The following is a 20,248-nucleotide window of genomic DNA, read 5'->3' on the forward strand; positions in this document are numbered from 1 at the left end:
GCCCGGGCAGGCGGCAGACAGCTCTGGCAGCCCGGCTGGCAGCCGTGACAGCCCACGGCCGACCGTGGCAGCCCCGGCAGACAGCATGGCAGCCAGGGTGCTGCATGGCAGGCGGTGTGGCACAGGTGGCAGGGGCGTAGGCAGCGGCCTGGCAGGCGGCGCGGTGGGGGCGCGGGCGGTTCCCGCTGTCGGGGGTGCGCCGGGGTGAGGACGCCCACACGGTCGGCGGGGGGCGGGCCGGAACCGGGCGAGGCGGGGGGCGCGTCCTTGGGGGCGTGCAGCAGCCAGGGCCAGACGGCGGGGCGCGGACCGTTCGTTACCGCGCGGCGGGGGTCGTACTCCTCCTCGGGCATCTGCTGTTCGTCGGCTGGTACACGCTGCGGCCGCTCGACGTGCCGTGGGTGAGCGCGCCGAACACGACGCCGTTCGCGACGGTCCGCGCGGATCTGGCGCTCGGTTTCCCCGGCGCCGTACGCCCCCTTGCCACGGGTCTCGGGCTGCTCGCGCCGCTCGGGGTACTGCTGCCGCTCGCCGGGGGCCGCGTCGAGGTCTCGGCCTTCGCGTCGCTGTGCCGGACGACGCTGGCCGGCGGGGTGCTCGCGATGCTCCTGGAGATCGCGCAGACGGGGGTGCCGGGGCAGCGGGTGGACATCGACTCGGTGGTGTTCGCGCTCGTGGGCACGGCGACGGCTCACCTGCTGGTCGTACCGGCTGTCCGCCGCAGGGCCAGGCTTCGGCGCGCCGCTCCTTCTCCGGTACCGCTTCCCCTCCGCCCCGAGGAGGAGAACCCTGAGACGCCTCAGGGATGTCCCGGAGGGGTTTCTCAGGGTTCGACCCCGAGAATTACCAGGGTCGGTACGGCACCTTAGGGGGATGCTCGTCCTGGTTCGTCCCCGTAGCGTGGAAGGTGTCGGGGGCGCGGACGGCGTCCCCGCCGGGGCCGGACGACGGCCCCGGCCGATCTTCGCCAAGGAGCCCACCATGAGCACCGCCCTGGTCCGCCCCACGCACGGCCGCATGATCGCGGGCGTCTGCGCCGGCCTCGCCCAGCGTTTCGGTATCTCCGCCACCACGATGCGCGTCATCTTCGTCGCGTCCTGCCTCCTCCCCGGTCCCCAGTTCCTCGTCTACCTGGCCCTGTGGATACTGCTCCCGAACGAGAAGAAGGCGGGCGGCTCCGCGCACCCGGCGTGGTGAGCGGCACGGTGGCGCGAGGGGAGCGCGTTCCCGCCAGGAGTCGCGCCGCTCGGACGGGGCCGGCGGCTCCGGGCCTGCGGGACGGGGGCAGCAAAGCCGGTGCGGTTGTGGAACGTGAGCGGACGATGTCGACGCGGACGGCCGCGCGTGAGTACCGGTGACGCCCGGTGTCAGGAGGCGGGCTCTGATCCACTTCACCGGGTGCTCGGGGGCATCGAGCGTGGACGGTTCCGCCGCACCGGTCCCGCCGCGTTCCGGGTCGCGGGCGGTGGTCTCGAAGCGGGGGAGCCTCACTGCCAGTCGTGGTCCAACGCGTCCGCACCGTGGGGGCACCGCACCGTGGGGGCACCACAGCGCGGGCAGCCGACGCGTTCCGCCGCCGGGGAGGTCGCGGCCCGCTCGGCTGCCGCCCGCTCCGGCCGCCGCTGGGGAACGGTGGGAACGACCGATAGACCGACAGGGCGCCGCCGTTCATCGGCTCACTCGTCACACAGCCAGGTCCGCTGTCGGCGCTGGCTGCCGGACGACCGACTCGGCGTCACCTCATGCCCTTTCGGGGCATGCGCGCGGAGCGCCCTCCGAGTTCGGCCGCGAGGGGGCGTTCGCGGCGCGCTTCCCGGAGGTGGGGGCCGGTAGGGAGAGGTGCGGGGGTAGCGGGTGGGAACCGGGGGAGGCTGCAGGTGACACGCAGAGGGCCGTGCTGGTCGAGGGGCGTTGCGGGAGCGGGGCGGGCTCGATCTGCCGTACGTCTCCAGCCGTTCCCGCGGTGGACGCGGTGGGCGCGGTGGGCGCCGGGTGAGCCCAAGGACATCGGGCTCCGGACGGAGGACGTACTGAGCGGTGAGGACCCGTGGCGCCTGGCGGTCGCGCCGCACTTCCGGGTCGCCATCCGCCGCCCCGCCGGAACGGCGCGCTCTTGCGGGCCCCCAGGTCCGCCCGGTACTTCGCGCCGGGCGGGCGTGCCGCCACGATGGACGCGGGGGCGGCGGCTCGCCGCGCTCACGCACGGCGACCCGTCGGCCGGGAGGGCAGGACGGTTCCACGACCTCGTGCGGCTCGCGCCGACCCGCGCCGCCCCGCACCGACCCGCGCCGATCCGCTCGCCGCGCTCCCGAAGTCCTCGGTCACGTGTACCCCGAGCACCGCGCCCGCCACGCCACCGTGCTCGCCCCCCGTGACACCCCGACGAGACCTGCGAGTTCAATGGCGCCGTCTGGCCGTGCCCCGGCGCGACGGTGTGGGCACCGCGTACGACGGACGGCCTGGAGGCGGCGGGTGGGTCTCGGGGGGCGACACGGACACCGTGGCGGTGGTCCCGGGAGGACTCGCCGGGACCCGGCACGGGGCCAGGCACGGGGCCAGGGCGATCCCCGCCCGGTGGACGGGGATCGTCCCGCACGTACCGCTGCCGGGGGGCGAACGCGTGCTGCGCACGGAGAGCCCCCGCGGACTCGCGGAGAGCCTGGGGCCGGAAGGGGCTGTGAGCGCTCACGGCGTACGCGCCCGGCGCCCAGGCCCCGCACCAGCACCAGCACCCGCACCCGCACCCGCACCCGCACCCGCACCCCAACCCCCCGCCGCCTCCCAGCGCCCGCCGCCTCCCCGCCCCCAGCTGGCCCAAGCCCCCGCCCCCCCGGACAACTCAGGCGCTCAAGCCCCGCCCCGATCCCTCACGCGCCCTGGAAGAGCCATTCGGCTCGCAGTTCGGCGTAGCGGGGCTTGATCACCTCGTTGATCATGGCGAGGCGCTGGTCGAAGGGGAGGAAGGCGGACTTCATGCCGTTGACCGTGAACCACTGGAGGTCGTCGAGGGTGTAGCCGAAGACGTCGACGAGGTGCCCGAACTCGCGGCTCATCGTCGTCCCCGACATGAGGCGGTTGTCGGTGTTGACGGTGCAGCGGAACTTGAGGCGGCTCAACAGGCCGATGGGGTGCTCGGCGTAGGAACTCGCGGCGCCGGTCTGGAGGTTGGAGGTGGGGCACAGCTCCAGCGGGACGCGCTTGTCCCGTACGTACGAGGCGAGTCGGCCGAGCGAGACGGTGCCGTCCTCGGCGATGGTGATGTCGTCGATGATGCGGACGCCGTGGCCGAGCCGGTCGGCGCCGCACCACTGGAGCGCCTCCCAGATCGAGGGGAGCCCGAAGGCCTCGCCCGCGTGGATCGTGAAGTGGTTGTTCTCGCGCTTGAGGTACTCGAAGGCTTCGAGGTGGCGGGTGGGAGGGAAGCCCGCCTCGGCGCCCGCGATGTCGAAGCCGACGACGCCCCGGTCGCGGTAGGTGTTGGCGAGCGTCGCGATCTCCAGGGAGCGGGCGGCGTGCCGCATCGCGGTGAGGAGCGCGCCGACCTTGATGCGGTGGCCCTGGGCAGCGGCGAGGCGTTCGCCCTCGCGGAAACCGTCGTTGACGGCCTCGACGACCTCTTCGAGGCTGAGCCCGCCTTCGAGGTGCTGCTCGGGGGCGTACCGCACCTCGGCGTAGACGACGCCGTCGGCCGCCAGGTCGGCGGCGCACTCGGAGGCGACGCGGAAGAGCGCGTCGCGGGACTGCATGACGGCGGTCGTGTGCGCGAAGGTCTCCAGGTACCGCTCCAGGGAGCCGGAGTCGGCGGCCTCGCGGAACCAGATGCCGAGCTTCTCGGGATCGGTCTCGGGCAGCCCCTCGTACCCGGCGTCGCGCGCGAGTTCGGCGACGGTCGCGGGGCGCAGTCCGCCGTCCAGGTGGTCGTGGAGCAGCACCTTGGGGGCACGCAGGATCTGATCGGCGGTGGGCAGTGCGCGGGCGGCCTTGACGGCACGGTCGGTGGCCGCGCCCGGGGTACCGGAAGGGGTGGGGCGTGTCATGGCGGCACTCTAACCGCCCTTCGCCTACGCGCGTAGACATAGCGCGGGAATGGTGCGCCGATATCCAACAGTGACCCTGCGGACGGGCAGCCTCCGGTCTCGTTTCTGTCAAGGTTCTTCTATGGCACAGCGAACGACGCCCGAGGACACCCCGCGCCTGGGGCGCATGACGGGAGCGGGCCCCGAGGCGGTGAACGCCGTCGTCCTGGTGCTGCCCTCGCGTACGGGACGGGCCGGTGACGGTTTCGGGACGGGGGCGACGGTACGGCGCCTGGCGCGGGCGCTCGCGCGGCGCGGCGCGTCGGCCGGGCTCGCCACGTACAGCGTGCGGCTGCCGGGCGGCGGCGACCCGGTGGAGTCGGCCGAGCGGGCGGCGCGCTGGGCGGCGGACGAGAGCGTACGGCGGCACGGCGATGTGCCGCTCGCGCTCGCGGGCGCGGGGACCGGGGCGCGGGCGGCGCTGCGCGCGGCCGGGCACGAGGCCGTCACGACGGTCCTTGCCCTCGCCCCCCGCCTCCCCGAGGACGATCCGGCGGAGGAACCCGAGCCGGTCAGGCACCTCGCGGGCCGCCACGTCCTCCTCGTCCACGGCACCGACGACCGCCGCACCGACCCCGAACTCTCCTTCCGCCTCGCCGAGCGCGCGAAGAAGGCGAACCGCGACGTGTGCCGCTTCGAGGCCCATACGGACGGTCACTCCCTGCGCCGCTACCGCTCCGAAATCCTCGCCCTCGCCTGCGACTTCACCCTGGGCTCCCTCTGCGGCCTCCCCTACGCCCGCACCGTCGAGGACGCCTTGGCGGCCCCGCCGCCGCTGGGCCTGCGGATGCCCCTGGCGGCGGGGTTCGGGGAGACGCTGCGAGGGTGACTCCGTGGTGACGACGGCGCTCGCGGTCCTGGGCACGCTGCTGGGCGCGACGGTGACGGGTGTCTTCCCACACCTGGCGGCGGGCCGTACCGAACGCACGGCGGCCCGCGCCCGGGCCGGGCAGGACGCGCTCGACGCGGTGGCGGACCTCGCGGCGGCCGACTCCGCGCACCGCCGGGCGCTGTGGCTGCGCGGCGAGGCGAAGTGCTCCGGTGCGGGAACCGAGACCGGTACGGGCCCGAGGGCAGCCGGACTCCGGGCGGCTTCGAGCGCAACCAGGCTCGCGGTGAAGCGCCCCTACGCCCGCGTACGCCTGCCGCTCCCCCACCCGAGAGTGAAGGCGGCGGCCGACGCGATGATCACGGCCACGTACGGCATGAGGAAAGCCGCCACGCTCCGCGAACGGGAAACGGCGCAGGAGCGAGCCCGCGCGGCGCACGACCGCTTCGTCGACACGGCGGCGGAGTTCTTCGGCACGGGGCTCTGAGACGAGCGGGGGGCGGGAGCGGCGCCCGCGCAAGGGGCATAGGCGGGCGATGCGCCTCGCCCGCGCTGCGGGCTTTCCGCCCCATCCGCTCCTGACCGGCCGGTACCTTCGTGAATACGGCGGTCCGCGACGAGGCATGCCGCCGCGGCTGAGATCCGCACCGCACGGCGCAAGGGACGTGGCGTGATGCTCGACGAGGCGCAGGAGATCGGACGGCGAGTGCGGCGGGCGCGCTTGCGACTCGGGATGCCGCAGGCCGACCTCGCGGCGGCGCTCGGGAAGACGCAGGGGTGGGTCTCGCGGGTCGAGCGAGGGCACATCGAACTCGACCGGGTGAGCCTGCTCAACCAGATGGCCGCCGAACTCCACGTGCATCCGAACGACTTGATCGGCCGCCCGTACGACACCTCGCCTTCCGGGAACCAGTGGCAGGCTGCCGCCGCGTCGATCCTGCGCGAACCGCGGCGCTACGACCTCCTCCCGGTCTTCGACGGCACGCCGCGCGACGCCGCCCGCCTGTGGGAGGAGACGGCCCGGCCGCACCGCTTGCGGGACGCGGTGGCCAACACGTCGATCCTCCGCGTACTGCCCGATCTCCTGCGGGGACCAAGGGCGTTGGCCGAGATCAGTGACGGCCGGGAACGCGAGGAGGCGTACGGCGTGTACGCGGTCGCCCGCACGTTCGCGCACACGGCGGAGCACGCACTCGGGCACCCCGAACTGATCGCCATGACGTGCGAGCGTGCGGCCTGGGCGGCGGCCCGCTCCGGGGACCCCGTACTCCCCGCCGTGACGGACTGGATGCGCGTGTGGGACATGTGGGCCACGGCCGACTGGCACGACGCGCTGGCACTCTCCGACCGGGCACTGGCCCAGGTACAGCGACAGTGCGAGAGCGGAGAGCAGTTGGCCGTACGTGCCTGGGGCTCCCTCCACCTGCGGGCCGCCGTCTCCGCCGCCAGGGCCGGGAGCAGGACCGAGGCCGAGGAACGCCTCGCGCACGCCAAGGACGCTGCGGCACGCCTGAGCGCCCGCCCCGTCCACGACCGCCACGCGCTCACCTTCTCGCCGGGCAACGTGCACCTTCACGCGATCAGCGTCGCAATGGAAATGGGCGACCACACAAGGGCATTGACCATAAATCGCCGCACTCCACCGGCCCTCGTCGAAGCCCTCCCCCACTCCCGCAGCGGCCACCACCACATGGACCTCGCCCGCGCGTGGATGTGGGACGGCCACCGCGACAACGCCCTGCGCGAACTGGAGACGGCCGAGCGTCTCGCCCCCCAACTCATCCGCAACCACCCCCTCGCCCGCGCGACCCTCCGCACCATCGGCCACGCCGAACGCGCGGCCACGCGCGAACGCCTGCGCAGCATGTCCAACCGCTTCCACCACGCCGGATGGCGCCGCCCGCGACAGCCGCCGCCCCGGCGCCCGCGTTCCTACGCCTTCGTCGCCGCCACCTCCCGCACCCGCTCCCCCAGTTCCCGTACCGCTCGGGCGCGCGCGTGGGGCCTCAACTGGCGGCGCAGCGTGGCGAAGTGGTCGTCTCCCCGGGCTGTCGAGACGTGCGCGTACGTGTCGAGGAAGCGGGACCACGCGGAGCAGGCGGCGTCCAAGTGGCCGATGCGGTAGTGGCGTTGGGCCAGTACCGCGTAGGCGTGGGCTTTGGACTGGCGTTCCTGCGGCGGCTGGACCGCGATCGACTGTTCGAGCGCCGTGATGCTGCCCGTCCAGTCGGACTCCTCGGCGAGGACGTGGGCGACGTGGAAGAGGTACGCCGTGCGGTCGTAGCCGCCGATCGCGTCGCGGCGGTTGTCGGCGCGCGCGAGGGCGGTCTCCGCCGCGTGGAGGTGGGCGTGGGCGCGGCGGCGGTCGCCGGTGAGTGCGGCGGCGTGGGCCTGCTGGCCACGCAGGAAGGCGAGGAGGCGGGGGCCCGCGGACGGCGCGGCTTCGGCAGCCGAGTCGGCGAGTTCCAGGGCGAGTCGGCCGTGGCGGAGGCTCGACGCCTGGAGCGACATGCCCCGGAGTGTGCGGCTGTACGTGATCCGGTCCCCGGCGGCTTCCGCGAGACCGAGGGCCTTCACGTAGTACGTCCGGCCCAGGCCGTGCGCGTTCTCGTGCATCGCCATCCAGCCGGTGAGGTACGTGAGGTCGGACGCGGCGGCGAGCATGTTCCTTCGTACGGGCTCGGGCCCTGAGGCGCGCAGCCAGGGGCCGACCGTGTTGACGAGGAAGGCCGCCGCCATCGGGCGCGCGTGGCCCGCGCCGAACTCGTCCAGGATGTCCGCGATGCGGTCCGTCATGGTCCGGACGGCGGTGACCTGCGCGGGGCCGATCCGGGTCGTCGCGGCGGCGGACGCGGCTTCGGCGGCGTGCGCACTCTGCTGGAAGGCGGGGACGGCGAGCGCGGCGGAGAAGAGGCTCGTGGCGAGGACGGCACGGCGGGACGGGTCCATGTCGGCGCGGCTCAGGTCGATCAGCGCCTCGACCGGGTCCCCCGCCACATCACCGGCCCCGCTCCCTGGTCGCGGTCCGGCCTCCTCGTGCGTCACCGGCCTGCCGAGCCGTGCCGACAGCGCCTCCAGGATCAAGGGGCGCACCTCGGGCCTCGGCGGCGTCCCGGCCACCCAGTGCGCGACGGCGGTGCGGTCGTACGTGAGGTCCAGGCCCGCCTGCGGACCGAGCCGGTTCACCTGACGCGCCACCTGGGTTCGTGTCCACCGGGCCTCCGCGATCAGGGCGGCCAGTCGCGTATTCGGGATGCGCTGCTTCCGGGCCATGCTCAACTCCCCGCCGAGGTAGGGCGTTCACGGTGTTCACGGTCACGTGGCCCCACCACCGTACCGCCGCAGGGTCATCAAGCGGTTACCTCTCGTGAGTACCCCCGACTTCGTCAGCTCTCCCGGGACCGGACCACCCATGCCCCAGCGCGAAACCCTGCTCAATCACCACCCCGTAGGCGCCTCCGGCGTGGGCCCGCCCGCCTATCACGAGATCCTGCCCCGCACGGAGGAGTCGGCCGAGGCCGCCAGACGCCTCGTCCGGCATGCGCTCGCCGCCTGGGGCTGCCGCTCGCTCAGCGGGCCCGCCACGCTCGTCGTCTCGGAACTCGTCGCGAACGCGGTCGCGCACGCGTGCGGAGAGGTCGTGCGCGTCGCCGTGACGCGACGCGAAGGCGGCGGAATCGAGAGCGCCGTCTCCGACTCCTCGCGCACCCGTCCCGTCCGCCGCACCCCCGCCCCGGACGCCCTCACCGGGCGCGGGCTGCTCCTGGTCGCCGCCTTCGCCGAGCGCTGGGGCACGGAGCCGAAACCGTGGGGCAAGCGGGTCTGGGCGGAGGTACGGGCGTGAGCGCCCCGCACCGTGAAGAGTGCCCGCGTTGCGCCGAGTTGAGGCGTGCGGAGCGGGCCGCCGAGGCCGTGGGGGACCACTCCCGTGCCACCGATTGCCGCGTGCTCGTCAAGCGGCACCCGCATCATCCGCCGCGCAGTTCCACGTAGGCGCGGCGCGGACCTGCCGCGGCTCTCCGCGTCGGCCCTCCCCGGTCCGCGCCGGACGCCCCCCCGACGCCGCCCGGCTGCCGGGGCCGCCGTCCCCGCGCCGGACGCTCCTCAGGTCGTCCGGCGCGGAGGCGGGTGTCAGATCAGGCCCTGGGCCAGCATCGCGTCCGCGACCAGTTCGAAGCCGGCGATGTTGGCGCCCGCCACGTAGTTGCCCGGGGCGCCGTAGCGTTCCGCCGTGGTGTAGCAGGCGTCGTGGATGTGGCGCATGATCTTGGCGAGCCGCTCCTCCGTGTAGGCGAAGGTCCAGGAGTCGCGGGACGCGTTCTGCTGCATTTCCAGGGCGCTCGTGGCGACCCCGCCCGCGTTGGCGGCCTTGCCGGGGGCGAAGGCGATGCCCGCTTCCTGGAAGACGCGCACGGCCTCGGGGGTCGTCGGCATGTTGGCGCCCTCGGCGACCGCTTTGACACCGTTGCGTACGAGCGTGCGCGCGTCCTCCTCGGTCAGCTCGTTCTGCGTCGCGCACGGCAGCGCCACGTCACAGGGCACGTTCCACACGCCCGCGCCCGGGACGAACGTGGCGCCGCGCAGCTCCGCGTACTCGGCGATCCGGCCGCGCCGCACCTCCTTGACCTCCTTGAGCAGCGCGAGGTCGATGCCCTTCTCGTCCACGACGTACCCGTCCGAGTCGGAGCACGTCACGACGGTCGCGCCGAGCTGCTGCGCCTTCTCGATCGCGTAGATCGCCACGTTGCCCGAGCCCGAGACAGCGAGGGTCTGCCCGTCGAGCGACTCGCCGCGGCTGCGCAGCATCTCGGCCGTGAAGATCACGCAGCCGTACCCGGTCGCCTCGGTGCGCGCCTGGGAGCCGCCCCACGTCACGCCCTTGCCGGTGAGGACCCCTGACTCGTGGCGGTTGGTGATGCGCCGGTACTGGCCGAAGAGGTAGCCGATCTCACGGCCGCCCACGCCGATGTCGCCCGCGGGCACGTCGGTGTACTCGCCGATGTGGCGGTGCAGCTCCGTCATGAACGACTGGCAGAACCGCATGATCTCGGCATCCGAACGGCCCTTCGGGTCGAAGTCCGCGCCGCCCTTGCCACCGCCGATCGGCATCCCCGTGAGCGCGTTCTTGAAGATCTGCTCGAAGCCGAGGAACTTCACGATGCCGAGGTCCACCGAGGGGTGGAAACGCAGTCCGCCCTTGTACGGGCCGAGCACGCTGCTGAACTCGACGCGGAAGCCCCGGTTCACGTGGATGTCGCCCGCGTCGTCCGTCCACGGCACCCGGAAGACGATCTGCCGCTCCGGCTCGCAGAGCCGCTCGACGATCCGCGCGTCGACCAGCTCGGGCCGCCGTTCGAGCACCGGGTCGAGCGTCTCCAGGACCTCTCGCACCGCCTGGTGGAATTCGTGCTCGCCCCTGTTGCGGCGAAGGATCTCGGCGTACAGCGGCTCGACGAGAGTCATACGGACTACCTTCCGTGGGTCGGTATCGCGCGTGCGGTGGCGCCCCGTCCCTGAGGCGCCGACGGTCCCCCTCGCCATTGAGGACGTCCGTGGTGACACTCATATTGTCCCAACGGGCCGTCCCGTTCACCCCTCCCCCCCTCGGCTCCTCCCGCTCTATCCCTCCCCCCTCGGCAGCAGCAGCCCCCGCCTGCCCAGGAGGAACCGTTTGAAGGCCGCCACCGGTGCCGTGTCGGGCGCGCCCTCGCGCCAGGCCAGGCCGATCTCACGGACGGCGCGCGGCGCGGTGATGCCCAGTTCGGCGACTCCCGGGCGGGGGACGGCCGGCGGGGGCAGAAGGGCCACGCCGAGGCCCGCCGCGACGAGTCCGCGCAGCGTCTCCGCCTCCTCCCCCTCGAAGGCGATACGGGGCCGGAAGCCCGCCTCCGCGCACAGGTCGTCCGTGATCCTGCGGAGCCCGTAGCCCGGTTCGAGCGTCACGAACGTCTCGCCCGCCGCCTCGGCGAGGCGGACGCGGCGACGGGCGGCGAGGGGGTGGTCGTCGGGGACGACGAGGTGCAGGCGCTGTTCGTCGACACGGCGGGCGACGAGACCCGCTTCCTGCGGCACGGGCGAGGTCAGGCACAGGTCGAGGCCGCCCGCGCGCAGCCGTTCGAGCATCGCCTCGCCGTAGTTCTGCACGAGCGAGAAGCGCACACCCGGGTGGTCGGCGCGAAAGGCGCGGAGCAGCCCGGGGACGGTCTCGGGGCCGAGCGTGTGCAGGAAGCCGAAAGCGACCTTGCCCGCCGCGGGGTCCGCGTCGGCCCGTACCTCGTCCGCGGCGCGCTCCACCTCGCCGAGCGCCCGCTCCACGCCCGCCAGGAACGTCCGCCCCGCGGGCGTGAGCGCGAGCGTCCTGCCGCGCCGCGCGAACAGCGCGACGCCCAGGTCCTCTTCGAGCCGCGCGAGCGAACGCGACAGCGTCGACTGCGGCATCCGCATCTCGTGCGCGGCCCGCGTCACGTGCTCACTGCGCGCCACACCCGCGAAGTGCGCGAGGCGCGGGGCGAGCACGGTGGCCCAGGACTCGGGGTCGAGCGCGGCGACGGGGCGGGAGGGCTCGGGGAGCGGGGGGAGCGGAGGGAGCGGAGGGGACGGGGGAAGTGAGGGGAGCGGGGGCGGGGGCTGGCTGGTCACGGGGAGGGTCCTCGGGGGCGGAGTGGCAGGGGTGGGGCAGGAAGGCAGCAGTGGGCGGCAGGGGAATGGCAGTGCGCGGCAGGGGTGGCAGGGGTGGCAGGGGCGACACGGGTAGGTGGCAGCGATGGGGCAGGGCCTGGCAGGTAAGAGGTGGCAGGCGCCTGTCAGAGGCGCGGCAGCGTGGCAGCGGCGGCACGGGTGGCAGAGGTGGCAGGGGCGGCACAGATGGCAGAGGTGGCACGGATGGCAGAGGTGGAACAGGGCGATGGCAGCGATGGGGCAGGGCCTGGCAGGTAAGAGGTGGCAGGCGCCTGTCAGGGACGCGGCAGCGTGGCAGCGGCGGCACGGGTGGCAGGGAGGGCAGGGGTGCCAGACCCAGACCTGGCAGGGTGGCAGGGGTGGCAGGGGGTGATGGCAGAGACGGGGCAGGCGCGGCAGGTGAGTGGCAGGGATACGGCAGTGTCGTGGCGGAGGCGTGGCGGCGTGGCGGGTGGGTGACAGAGATCCGGCAGGGTGTGGCAGGTGCGGGGCCGCTGCGGAGCAAGAACGTGGCAGAGATCCGGCAGGCGTTGCCCAGCCCCCGTACCACCCCTCACCTGCCGTCATGCTGCCACGGATTGATTGCCACGTTTTCATGCATTGGACGCATGAGTACAGGGCTTCGTACGTTCGGGCCATGCCTGCCGTCAGTACCGAGGCGCCCGAGGCCCCGCGCCGCCCGGACGCCGTACACCCCGTCACACCCGCCACCCCGCGCCGCCCGGACGCCGTACACCCCGTCACACCCGCCGCCTCCCCCGGCACCGTCTCTTCCACCCCACCCCGGTCCCTCACCGCCGACTCCCCCACCCCTCGGTCCGCCACCCCCGAGACCACCGCCACCCCCGAGCCCGCCACCCCCGAGACCACCGCCCCCGCGTCCCCCGTCCCCGACCGCCGTCTCCACCCCGGCGGTCCCGGATACCGGCGGATGTCGCTCGCGCTCTTCCTCGCGGGCGTCGCGACCTTCGCGCTCCTCTACGCCACGCAGGCGCTTCTCCCCCTCCTCTCCGACGACTTCCACGCGAGCGCGAGCGACACGAGCTGGACCGTCTCGGCGGCGACCGGCGCCCTCGCGCTCGCCGTCGTCCCGCTCAGCGCCCTCTCGGAGCGCTTCGGGCGGCGCACGATGATGACCGCGGCCCTGTGCGTCGCCGTCCCGCTCGCCCTCCTCGCCCCCTTCGCCCCGACCCTCGGCAGCCTCATCGCCCTCCGCGCGGTGCAGGGCGCCGCGCTCGCCGCGCTGCCCGCCTCCGCGATGGCCTACCTCGCCGAGGAGGTGCGGCCCAAGGCGCTCGTCGCCGCGATCGGTCTCTTCGTCGCGGGCAACAGCGTCGGCGGCATGAGCGGACGCGTCCTGACCGGCTGGGTCGCGCAGGGGTGGGGCTGGCGCGCCGCCGTCGGCGCCGTCGCGGTCCTCGCGCTCGGCTGCGCCCTCGCCTTCCGCGCCCTCCTGCCCGCGCCCCGCCACTTCGCGCCCGTGCCGCTCGCGCCCCGCGCGCTCGTCAGGACCGTGCGCGGCCACCTCGCGAACCCGCTGCTGCTACGCCTGTACGCGATCGGCGGGCTCTTCATGACCGTCTTCGGGGCGGTCTACACGGTCATCGGCTACCGCCTCTCGGCCCCGCCGCTCGCGCTCCCGCAAGGACTCGTGGGCTCGGTCTTCCTCGTCTACCTCGTCGGTACGGGCTCTTCGGCGGCCGCGGGAAGGCTCGTACGGCGCGCCGGGCGGCGCGGTGCGCTCTACCTCGCGGCGGGTACGACGGCGGCAGGGCTGCTCGTCTCGCTCGGCGGGCCGCTGTGGTGCGTCCTGCCGGGGCTCGTGCTCGTGACGGCCGGTTTCTTCGCGGGGCACGCGGTCGCGTCCTCGTCCGTGAGCGACACGGCCCGTACGGGGCGCGCCCAGGCGTCCGCGCTCTACCAGTCCGCGTACTACCTCGGCTCCAGCGTCGGCGGCACCCTCGGCGCGAGCGCGTACCACGCGGCGGGGTGGAGCGGCACGGTGCTCCTCGGGCTGCTCGCGGTGGTGGGGGTCGTGGGGGTCGTGCTGGTGGGGACGGTGACGGCACGGCGGGCGTGAGGGCCGTTGTCAGTGGGGGCGGGTAGCGTCCGCAGGACCGTCGTCGCGCCGGTGCGGGGCGGGTTTTCCGATGCCGTTCTTTTCCGGGCCGGGGGTGTGTCGTGGGCGAGGCGGGAGCGACCGTTGCGGACGCGTGTCTTGAGGAGTACCGCAGGGAGTTGACGGGGTACTGCTACCGGATGCTCGGCTCTCCCTTCGAGGCCGAGGACGCGGTGCAGGACACGATGGTGCGGGCGTGGAGGGCGCTCGGCTCCTTCGAGGGCCGTTCCTCGCTGCGCTCGTGGCTCTACCGCATCGCGACCAACGTGTGCCTCGACGCGCTCGACGCGGGGCACAGGCGCGCGCTCCCGATGGACCTCACCGCGCCGCAGCCCGCCGCGAGCGCCGTCCTCAAGGCGCGCGCCGAGCCGACGTGGCTGGAGCCCGTGCCCGACGCGCGGGTGCTCCCCGCGAATCCGGCCGACCCCGCCGAGACGGCCGCGCTGCGCGACTCCGTGCGTCTCGCCTTCGTCGCGGCCCTCCAGCGCCTGCCCGCGAAGCAGCGCGCGGTCCTCATCCTGCGCGACGTCCTCGCCTGGCGTGCGCGGGAGGTCGCCGAGCTGCTCGACACGACCGTCGCGGGCGTCAACAGCGCGCTCCAGCGCGCCCGCGCGACCCTGGCCGCGCACCCGGTGCGTCCCGCAGACCCCCTCGCCCCGCTCGATCCCGGGCAGCGCGCGCTCCTCGACCGGTACGTGGCCGCCTTCGAGGGCTACGACATGGAGGCGCTCACGGCGCTGCTCCACGAGGACGCCGTGATGTCCATGCCCCCGTACGACCTGTGGCTGGCGGGCCGGGAGAACGTCACGGGCTGGATGCTCGGCACAGGGGCCGTCTGCCGGGGCTCGCGCCTCGTCCCGACCGTCGCCAACGGCGCCCCGGCCTTCGCGCAGTACCACCCGGAGCCGGACGGCTCGGGCTACACGCCCTGGGCGGTGCAGGTCATGGACCTGGACGCGGGCCGGGTCAGGGGCGTGCACTGCTTCCTCGACACGGCCCGCTGGTTCCCGCTCTTCGAACTGCCCGCGCGGCTCGACGCGGAGGGGAGGGGCGTGGGGGACTGAGGGGGTGCGGGCCGGTACGGAGGCGGGGGGGCGCGGCGCGTACGGTTCGCCCGGGTCAGGACACCGGGGGCCCGCCCAGGTACGTCCCGTCGCTGTCGTACGGCCAGGCGTTCGGTGCGCAGCCCTTGAGCCCGTAGATCTGCTGCATCATCGCGGGCGCGGGCTTCCCGGGGCCGGGGCAGGTCTCGTGGCCGTGGCCGATGCGGTGGCCGACCTCGTGGTTGATGATCAGCGCGCGGTACTCCTCGACGGGCCCGGAGAACTCGGGTGAACCGGTCAGCCAGCGCTTGAGGTTGACGATGACCTGGCTGCCGACGTCGCAGTTGACCTCGCCGTGCGTGTCGAGACCGGCCTGCCCGCACAGCTGGTCCACCGTGTCGGGCGTCGCTATCTTCACCTCGAAGTCGTGCGGGCCGGAGCCGACGAGCTGGAAGGAGTCGCGCCCGTTCGCCGTCCAGCCGCGCGGGTCGGCGAGCACGTGCTCGATCTCGCGTGCCGCCTCCGTCGCGGATATCCCGCTGCCTCCCTCGACCTGCACGGTGTACCGGCGCACGGTGGTGCCGTGCCCGACGCGGCCACCGCTCGCCGACGCGGTGGTGAAGGTGCCGGTGCCGCTCTTGGGCCCCGGCCCCGGGGGCTTCTCGGAGGACGCCGACGGCTTCGCCTTCGGGGACTCGTCCGTACCCGGCGAGGTGCCCGGTCTGCCGCGCGCCTCGGTTCGCTCCGCCTCCGGCGAAGGGCTCGTACGGGAGGTGTCCGCCACCCCCGCCCGCGTACCCGCGTCGCTCCCTTCGCCGTGGCCGCCGCGCGCGACGAGGCCCGCGGCGAGCAGGGTCACGACGGCGAGCGCGGCGAGACCGAACAGGCGTTGCCTGCGGCTCGTGGCCCTGCGGGCCTCGGAACGGCGGGCGGTGCGGGAGTCACGGGCGGCGGGTTTCGTGGGGCGCATGAGGCGGGCCGGGTTCCTCGGTGTCGGCGACGGAGCCGCTTCAGGCTGCACAGCGGGCGTCACCGTGCTGGGCCGCCCGTAAGACCGTTCCGTAACAACCGCCGTACGCACGCCCTCACCCGAACGGATGATCGTCCTCCGCACACGCATACTGGGCGCATGTCCCGCGTACTGCTCATCGAGGATGACGAGCCCGTCCGCAGGGCCGTCACCCTCGGGCTCCGGCGTCAGGGGCACGAGGTGCGGGCGGCGGCGAGCGGCGAGGAGGGGCTCGCGGCCTTCGCCGCGGCCGTGCCCGAGGTCGTCGTCCTCGACCTGATGCTCCCCGGCATGGACGGGCTGGAGGTGTGCCGGAGGCTGCGCACGCCGGAGCGGGCGCACGTGCCGCTGCTCATCGTGACCGCGCGGGGTGACGACGTGGATGTCGTGGTCGGGCTGGAGGCGGGCGCGGACGACTACGTCGTCAAGCCGGTACGGGCCCGCGTGCTCGACGCGCGCATCCGGGCGGTCCTGCGCCGCCTCGACGCGCCGGGCACGCCGCCGCCGGAGACGCACGGCCCCCTCACGATCGACCGGACGGGCCTCCGTGTCACGCACGAGGGCACCCCCGTCCCGCTCGCCCCTTCCGAACTCCGCCTCCTGCTCACGCTCTCGGCGTCCCCCGGCCAGGTCCTCAGCCGCCAGCAACTCCTGGAGGCGGTCTGGGAGCACAGCTACCACGGCGACATCCGCCTGGTCGACGCGTGCGTGAAGCGCCTGCGCAACAAGCTCGCCGCCGCGGCGGACCACGTCGAAACGGTCCGCGGCTTCGGCTACCGCTTCCGCGGCGGGAGCGCCGGATGACAGCCGCGGACGCGCGGGACACACGGGACACGCGCACGGGGACCGCGAGCACGCGGGACGCGCGTGCGGGGGACGCGCGTGCGGGGAACGCGCGTGCGGGGAACGCGAGTGCGGGGGACGCGCCTGGACCCCGCACCCCCGCCGCCCCGCGCGAACCCGCCAGGTCCCGCCGCCAGGACCCCGCCGCATGACCCGCGCGGAAGAACCGACGCGCGCCCGCCCGCCCGCGCGGGAACCGGCGCACGACCTCCCCGCCACGCCCGGCGCCCCGGAGCCGCCCACCCCCGGCCCCTCCTCCGGGCCGCCCGCCCCAGAGGACCCCGCTCCCGCCGCCCGTCGCCGCCCCCGGCTGCCGTCCTTCGGTGGCCTCCGGGCCCGTATGGTCCTCGCCTTCGCGCTCGTCGCCGTCGTCAGCGCGCTCGGGACAGGGGCGCTGACCTTTCGGGAGGCGCGGAACGGGGTGTTGCAGCGGAGCCAGGACAGCGTCGTGGACCAGTTCAGGGACGAGGTGGGGCAGGTGGTGCCGGGGCTCGTGACGCCCGCCGACCAGGCCACGTTGCAGGAGCTGGCGAGCCGGCTCGTCTCGGGGCATCGCGCGCAGGGCTGGCGCGTCGTGGCCGCGTACGGGCGCCTGCGGGCCGACGCGGGCAGCGGCCCGGCGCCCGGACTCGTCGGGCGGGAGCTGCGCGGCCGCGTCGAGACGCGCTCGGTCGCCGTCTTCCAGCGGGTACGGGCGCGCGGCGGCACCGTACTCGTCATCGGCCTGCCCGTCACGTACGCGAGCGATCCGCATGCCCTGAGCGGCCTCTCCGTGTACCTCATCGTGCCGCAGTCGGGCGAGGAGGCGTACGTGGCGGCGCTCGTGAGCGCCGTCGAGCGGGCGGCGCTGCCCGCGCTCGGGCTCGCCGTGCTGCTCGCGCTGCTCCTCGCGCGCGGGGTGCTGCGGCCCGTACGGGAGTTGCGGCGGGCGCAGCGGCGGATGGCCGACGGGGACCTCGGAACCCGGCTGAAGGTGCAGGGCTCGGACGAACTCGCAGATCTCGCCGGGGCGTTCAACGAGACGGCGGCGGCCCTGGAGAAGTCGGTGGCGGAGTTGCGCCGGATGGAGGCGCGGGCGCGGCGCTTCGCCGCTGACGTCTCGCACGAACTCCGCACGCCGCTCGCCGCGATGACCGCGGTGACGGACGTGCTCGCCGACGAGGCTCCGCGTTTCGACAAGGACACGGCGGACGCGGTACGGCTCGTGACGGAGGAGACGATGCGCCTCGCGCGTCTCGTGGACGACTTGATGGAGATCTCCCGTTTCGACGCGGGGGCGATCGCCCTGCACACCGATGATCTCGACCTCGCGGAGTCCTTGCGCCGCACGCTGTCCACCCGTGGCTGGACGGGCCGGGTGGAGACGGAACTCCCCGCGGGGGTACGGGCCAGGGTCGACCCGCGCCGCCTCGACGTCGTCGTCGCGAACCTCGTCGGCAACGCGCTCAAGCACGGCGGCGGCGCGCCGGTCCGACTCGCGCTGCGCCCGCTGCCGTCGGGGCGCGGCGCGGAGATCGAGGTGAGCGACCGGGGCCCCGGCATCCCGGAGGCCGCGCTCCCCCACCTCTTCGAACGCTTCTTCAAGGCCGGGGCGGCCCGTACCCGCAGCGAGAGCAGCGGCCTGGGCCTCGCGATCGTGCGGGAGAACGTCCGGCTGCACGGCGGCGTCGTCACGGCGGCCAACCGTGCGGAAGGCGGCGCGGTCTTCACCGTACGGCTGCCGAAGAGGCCGCCGAGGGTGCCGGTGGAGAGGCCGGCGGCCGGTCCGGAGGTACGGCCATGAGGCGGCGGCCCTTCCGGTACGCGCTCGCCGCCGCCGGTCTCGCCCTCCTCGCCGCCTGCGGGGTCCCGCCGACCGGCGTCATCGAGGTCGGCACCCCGGCGACCGGTCTGAGCCTGACGCAAGGGGTCTACTTCCTCGTACGGGACGCGCCGGGCACCCTCCGCGCCGCGCCGCGCGCGGAGGGCTCGACCGCGGGGGCCCTGCGCGCGCTCCTCAAGGGCCCCTCGCGGGCGGAACGTACGAGCCTGACGACGGCGCTCCCCGCGCGCCTCCCCCTGCCCGGCCTCACCACGACCCGCGGCACCCTGGACCTCCGTTTCCCGAGGGACACCCCTCACCTCTCCTCCCGCGCGGTCCGCCAACTGGCCTGCACGGCCCTCCTGAACACCGCCGGCCTCTCCCCGGCCGTCCCGCACCGCGCCGCCTCCCCCACCGACGCCCCCGCCGACGCCCCCGCGGCGGCCCCCACGGACGCCGCCGCGGGGCAGGGCGCCGCCCTCCCCTCCCCCCGCGTCACGAGGGTCCGCGTCACCGTCCCCGGCGCCACGCCCGCCGTCACCGCCCGCGAGGAGTGCCCCGGCCTCACCGGCTGATCCCGCCCCGCCCCGGCCCCCGCACCCGCGCCCCCGGCCGACGCGAGCCTTTCGCCCCCGGACCCGCCGAGCGCGAGCACGCGCGTGCCGCGGGGCCCGGCTCATCGCGGCGGGCGCGCGGCGTACCCGCCCCCGTACCAGCGCCACAGGTCCCACCTCGGAGAATGGGCGTATGCGTGCACCCGCCACCGAGCCCCCGATACCCGCGGCCCTCCCGGCCCGTACCGAGAACACCGCGGCGGAAGGCTCCCCGTGCGCGGCGTGCTGACCGGTTTCTGGGTCATCGCCGCGGTGATCGCCGCGGGGTACGCGCTCGGGCGGAGCGGGCGGCTCGGCGAGGGCGGGCGCGAGACGCTGACGCGGCTCGCCTTCCACGTGGCGACGCCCGCGCTGCTCTTCACGACGCTCGCGGGCGCCGATCTCGGCGTGCTGCTCTCCGCGAAGCTGCTCGTCACGGCGGGAAGCGTCGTCGCCGTCGGGGCCGTGTACGGGGTCGTCGCCGCCGCGCGCGGCTGGGGGGTCGGCCCCGGGACGATCGGCGCGCTGTGCTCGGGGTACGTCAACGCGGGGAACCTCGGCATCCCCATCGCGGTGTACGTGCTCGGTGACGCCTCGCTCGTCGCGCCGGTGCTCCTGTTCCAGCAGATCGTGGCCACCCCCGTCGCGCTCACGATCCTCGACCTGCGCCGCCCTGGCCGTACGAAGGGCGGCCTCGTGCGGCAGGTCCTCACGCCCTTGCGGAACCCGGTGGCGATCGGTTCGCTCAGCGGGGTCGCTGTCGCCGCGCTCGGGGTGCGCGTGCCGGGTCCTGTCATGGACCCGCTCACGCTCGTGGGGAACATGTCCGTCCCCGCCGTGCTGCTCGCCTTCGGCATCTCGCTGCGCGGCTCCGCGCTCCCCGCCCGGGGTCCCGAGGCCGGGCAGGTCCTGCTCTCCGCCGGGCTCAAGGCGCTCGGTCAGCCGCTCATCGCGTGGCTCCTCGCTGCCTGCGTCTTCGGGCTGCGGGGCCACGACCTCCTCGCCGTCGTCGTCACCTCGGCGCTGCCCGCGGCGCAGAACCTCTACACGTACGCGGTGCAGTACCGCGTCGCCGAACGCCTCGCCCGCGAATCGGTGTTGCTCTCGACGGTGCTTTCGGTGCCGGTGCTCGTGGGGGTGGCGGCGGCGCTGGGGTGAGTGTGGCGCGGGGTGGCACGGGGAAGGGGTGCACTCCCCGGCGGGCGGCGGCCCCGTGCCCGTACCCCCCGCCCCCGCAGCCCTCGTACGAGGAGAGCC

General features: G+C 74.7%; 16 protein-coding genes and 1 pseudogene. 12 read left to right on the forward strand and 5 right to left on the reverse strand.

From position 1 onward, the window contains the following. Positions 1–275: 275 nt before the first annotated feature. Positions 276–869 (forward strand): VanZ family protein, encoded by a 594-nt coding sequence (locus tag ACQYWQ_RS10500; protein ID WP_431034011.1) that lies wholly within the window; start codon positions 276–278, stop codon positions 867–869. Positions 870–981: 112 nt separating this feature from the next. Continuing rightward, positions 982–1,197, forward strand: a complete 216-nt coding sequence (locus ACQYWQ_RS10505; protein ID WP_431034013.1) for a PspC domain-containing protein — start codon at positions 982–984, stop codon at positions 1,195–1,197. A gap of 1,670 nt (positions 1,198–2,867) precedes the next feature. Here the strand turns inward: ACQYWQ_RS10505 and ACQYWQ_RS10510 are convergent. Beyond that, complete coding sequence (locus ACQYWQ_RS10510) at positions 2,868–4,037, reverse strand: adenosine deaminase (RefSeq protein ID WP_431034014.1); 1,170 nt, start codon at positions 4,035–4,037, stop codon at positions 2,868–2,870. A 121-nt stretch (positions 4,038–4,158) separates the two neighbouring features. Between ACQYWQ_RS10510 and ACQYWQ_RS10515 the strand changes: the two genes are divergently transcribed. The 3 genes and pseudogenes from ACQYWQ_RS10515 to ACQYWQ_RS10525 all read left to right on the forward strand — a co-directional run. Next, the gene (locus tag ACQYWQ_RS10515; protein ID WP_431034016.1) at positions 4,159–4,905 is read left to right on the forward strand and encodes an alpha/beta hydrolase; all 747 of its coding nucleotides are present in this window, start codon (positions 4,159–4,161) and stop codon (positions 4,903–4,905) included. Positions 4,906–4,909: 4 nt separating this feature from the next. Beyond that, positions 4,910–5,392: a hypothetical protein gene (locus tag ACQYWQ_RS10520; protein ID WP_431034017.1), complete on the forward strand. Its 483-nt coding sequence runs from the start codon at positions 4,910–4,912 to the stop codon at positions 5,390–5,392. A gap of 186 nt (positions 5,393–5,578) precedes the next feature. Continuing rightward, a pseudogene (locus tag ACQYWQ_RS10525) lies at positions 5,579–6,796 on the forward strand (helix-turn-helix domain-containing protein); the annotation flags it as partial. Between the two features lie 41 nt (positions 6,797–6,837). Here the strand turns inward: ACQYWQ_RS10525 and ACQYWQ_RS10530 are convergent. Next, a complete protein-coding gene (locus tag ACQYWQ_RS10530; RefSeq protein ID WP_431034019.1) occupies positions 6,838–8,178 on the reverse strand; it encodes a hypothetical protein in 1,341 nt (446 codons plus the stop codon). Between the two features lie 139 nt (positions 8,179–8,317). On the opposite strand from ACQYWQ_RS10530, the gene ACQYWQ_RS10535 reads away from it, so the two are divergent. Continuing rightward, complete coding sequence (locus tag ACQYWQ_RS10535; protein ID WP_431034021.1) at positions 8,318–8,749, forward strand: ATP-binding protein; 432 nt, start codon at positions 8,318–8,320, stop codon at positions 8,747–8,749. A gap of 287 nt (positions 8,750–9,036) precedes the next feature. On the opposite strand, the gene gdhA is transcribed toward ACQYWQ_RS10535, so the two are convergent. Together gdhA and ACQYWQ_RS10545 are read right to left on the reverse strand one after the other, a co-directional pair. Then, positions 9,037–10,368 carry an NADP-specific glutamate dehydrogenase gene (gene gdhA / locus ACQYWQ_RS10540; RefSeq protein ID WP_431034023.1) on the reverse strand — a complete coding sequence of 444 codons (1,332 nt, stop codon included), beginning with the start codon at positions 10,366–10,368 and terminating at the stop codon, positions 9,037–9,039. A 156-nt stretch (positions 10,369–10,524) separates the two neighbouring features. Next, positions 10,525–11,421: a LysR family transcriptional regulator gene (locus tag ACQYWQ_RS10545; RefSeq protein WP_431039140.1), complete on the reverse strand. Its 897-nt coding sequence runs from the start codon at positions 11,419–11,421 to the stop codon at positions 10,525–10,527. A 799-nt stretch (positions 11,422–12,220) separates the two neighbouring features. Between ACQYWQ_RS10545 and ACQYWQ_RS10550 the strand changes: the two genes are divergently transcribed. Both ACQYWQ_RS10550 and ACQYWQ_RS10555 read left to right on the forward strand, forming a co-directional pair. After that, entirely contained in the window at positions 12,221–13,663 is a 1,443-nt protein-coding gene (locus ACQYWQ_RS10550) for an MFS transporter (RefSeq protein ID WP_431034024.1), read from the forward strand. A gap of 101 nt (positions 13,664–13,764) precedes the next feature. After that, entirely contained in the window at positions 13,765–14,766 is a 1,002-nt protein-coding gene (locus ACQYWQ_RS10555) for a sigma-70 family RNA polymerase sigma factor (protein ID WP_431034026.1), read from the forward strand. A gap of 55 nt (positions 14,767–14,821) precedes the next feature. On the opposite strand, the gene ACQYWQ_RS10560 is transcribed toward ACQYWQ_RS10555, so the two are convergent. Then, positions 14,822–15,715, reverse strand: coding sequence for a DUF3152 domain-containing protein (locus tag ACQYWQ_RS10560; RefSeq protein WP_431034027.1), 894 nt, complete (start codon positions 15,713–15,715; stop codon positions 14,822–14,824). Between the two features lie 159 nt (positions 15,716–15,874). Here ACQYWQ_RS10560 and ACQYWQ_RS10565 point away from each other — a divergent pair, with 159 nt between their 5' ends. From ACQYWQ_RS10565 to ACQYWQ_RS10580, 4 genes are all read left to right on the forward strand, one after another. After that, a complete protein-coding gene (locus ACQYWQ_RS10565; RefSeq protein ID WP_431034028.1) occupies positions 15,875–16,558 on the forward strand; it encodes a response regulator transcription factor in 684 nt (227 codons plus the stop codon). 379 nt (positions 16,559–16,937) lie between these two features. Continuing rightward, on the forward strand, positions 16,938–18,380 hold the full coding sequence (locus tag ACQYWQ_RS10570) for a sensor histidine kinase (RefSeq protein WP_431039141.1): 1,443 nt from the start codon (positions 16,938–16,940) through the stop codon (positions 18,378–18,380). Continuing rightward, positions 18,377–18,973: a GerMN domain-containing protein gene (locus tag ACQYWQ_RS10575; RefSeq protein ID WP_431034029.1), complete on the forward strand. Its 597-nt coding sequence runs from the start codon at positions 18,377–18,379 to the stop codon at positions 18,971–18,973. Before ACQYWQ_RS10570 ends, ACQYWQ_RS10575 begins: the two co-directional genes overlap by 4 nt. 252 nt (positions 18,974–19,225) lie before the next feature. Further along, positions 19,226–20,149, forward strand: a complete 924-nt coding sequence (locus tag ACQYWQ_RS10580) for an AEC family transporter (RefSeq protein WP_431034031.1) — start codon at positions 19,226–19,228, stop codon at positions 20,147–20,149. Positions 20,150–20,248: the final 99 nt, after the last annotated feature.

The sequence above is a fragment of the Streptomyces sp. P6-2-1 genome (assembly GCF_050613165.1).
Classification (GTDB): domain Bacteria; phylum Actinomycetota; class Actinomycetes; order Streptomycetales; family Streptomycetaceae; genus Streptomyces.

Coding starts and splice junctions, on each gene's coding strand:
- ACQYWQ_RS10505 (WP_431034013.1), top strand. CDS start 982: ATGAGCACCGCCCTGGTCCGCCCCACGCACGGCCGCATGATCGCGGGC.
- ACQYWQ_RS10510 (WP_431034014.1), bottom strand. CDS start 4,037: ATGACACGCCCCACCCCTTCCGGTACCCCGGGCGCGGCCACCGACCGT.
- ACQYWQ_RS10515 (WP_431034016.1), top strand. CDS start 4,159: ATGGCACAGCGAACGACGCCCGAGGACACCCCGCGCCTGGGGCGCATG.
- ACQYWQ_RS10530 (WP_431034019.1), bottom strand. CDS start 8,178: ATGGCCCGGAAGCAGCGCATCCCGAATACGCGACTGGCCGCCCTGATC.
- ACQYWQ_RS10535 (WP_431034021.1), top strand. CDS start 8,318: ATGCCCCAGCGCGAAACCCTGCTCAATCACCACCCCGTAGGCGCCTCC.
- gdhA (WP_431034023.1), bottom strand. CDS start 10,368: ATGACTCTCGTCGAGCCGCTGTACGCCGAGATCCTTCGCCGCAACAGG.
- ACQYWQ_RS10550 (WP_431034024.1), top strand. CDS start 12,221: ATGCCTGCCGTCAGTACCGAGGCGCCCGAGGCCCCGCGCCGCCCGGAC.
- ACQYWQ_RS10560 (WP_431034027.1), bottom strand. CDS start 15,715: ATGCGCCCCACGAAACCCGCCGCCCGTGACTCCCGCACCGCCCGCCGT.
- ACQYWQ_RS10565 (WP_431034028.1), top strand. CDS start 15,875: ATGTCCCGCGTACTGCTCATCGAGGATGACGAGCCCGTCCGCAGGGCC.
- ACQYWQ_RS10570 (WP_431039141.1), top strand. CDS start 16,938: ATGGTCCTCGCCTTCGCGCTCGTCGCCGTCGTCAGCGCGCTCGGGACA.
- ACQYWQ_RS10575 (WP_431034029.1), top strand. CDS start 18,377: ATGAGGCGGCGGCCCTTCCGGTACGCGCTCGCCGCCGCCGGTCTCGCC.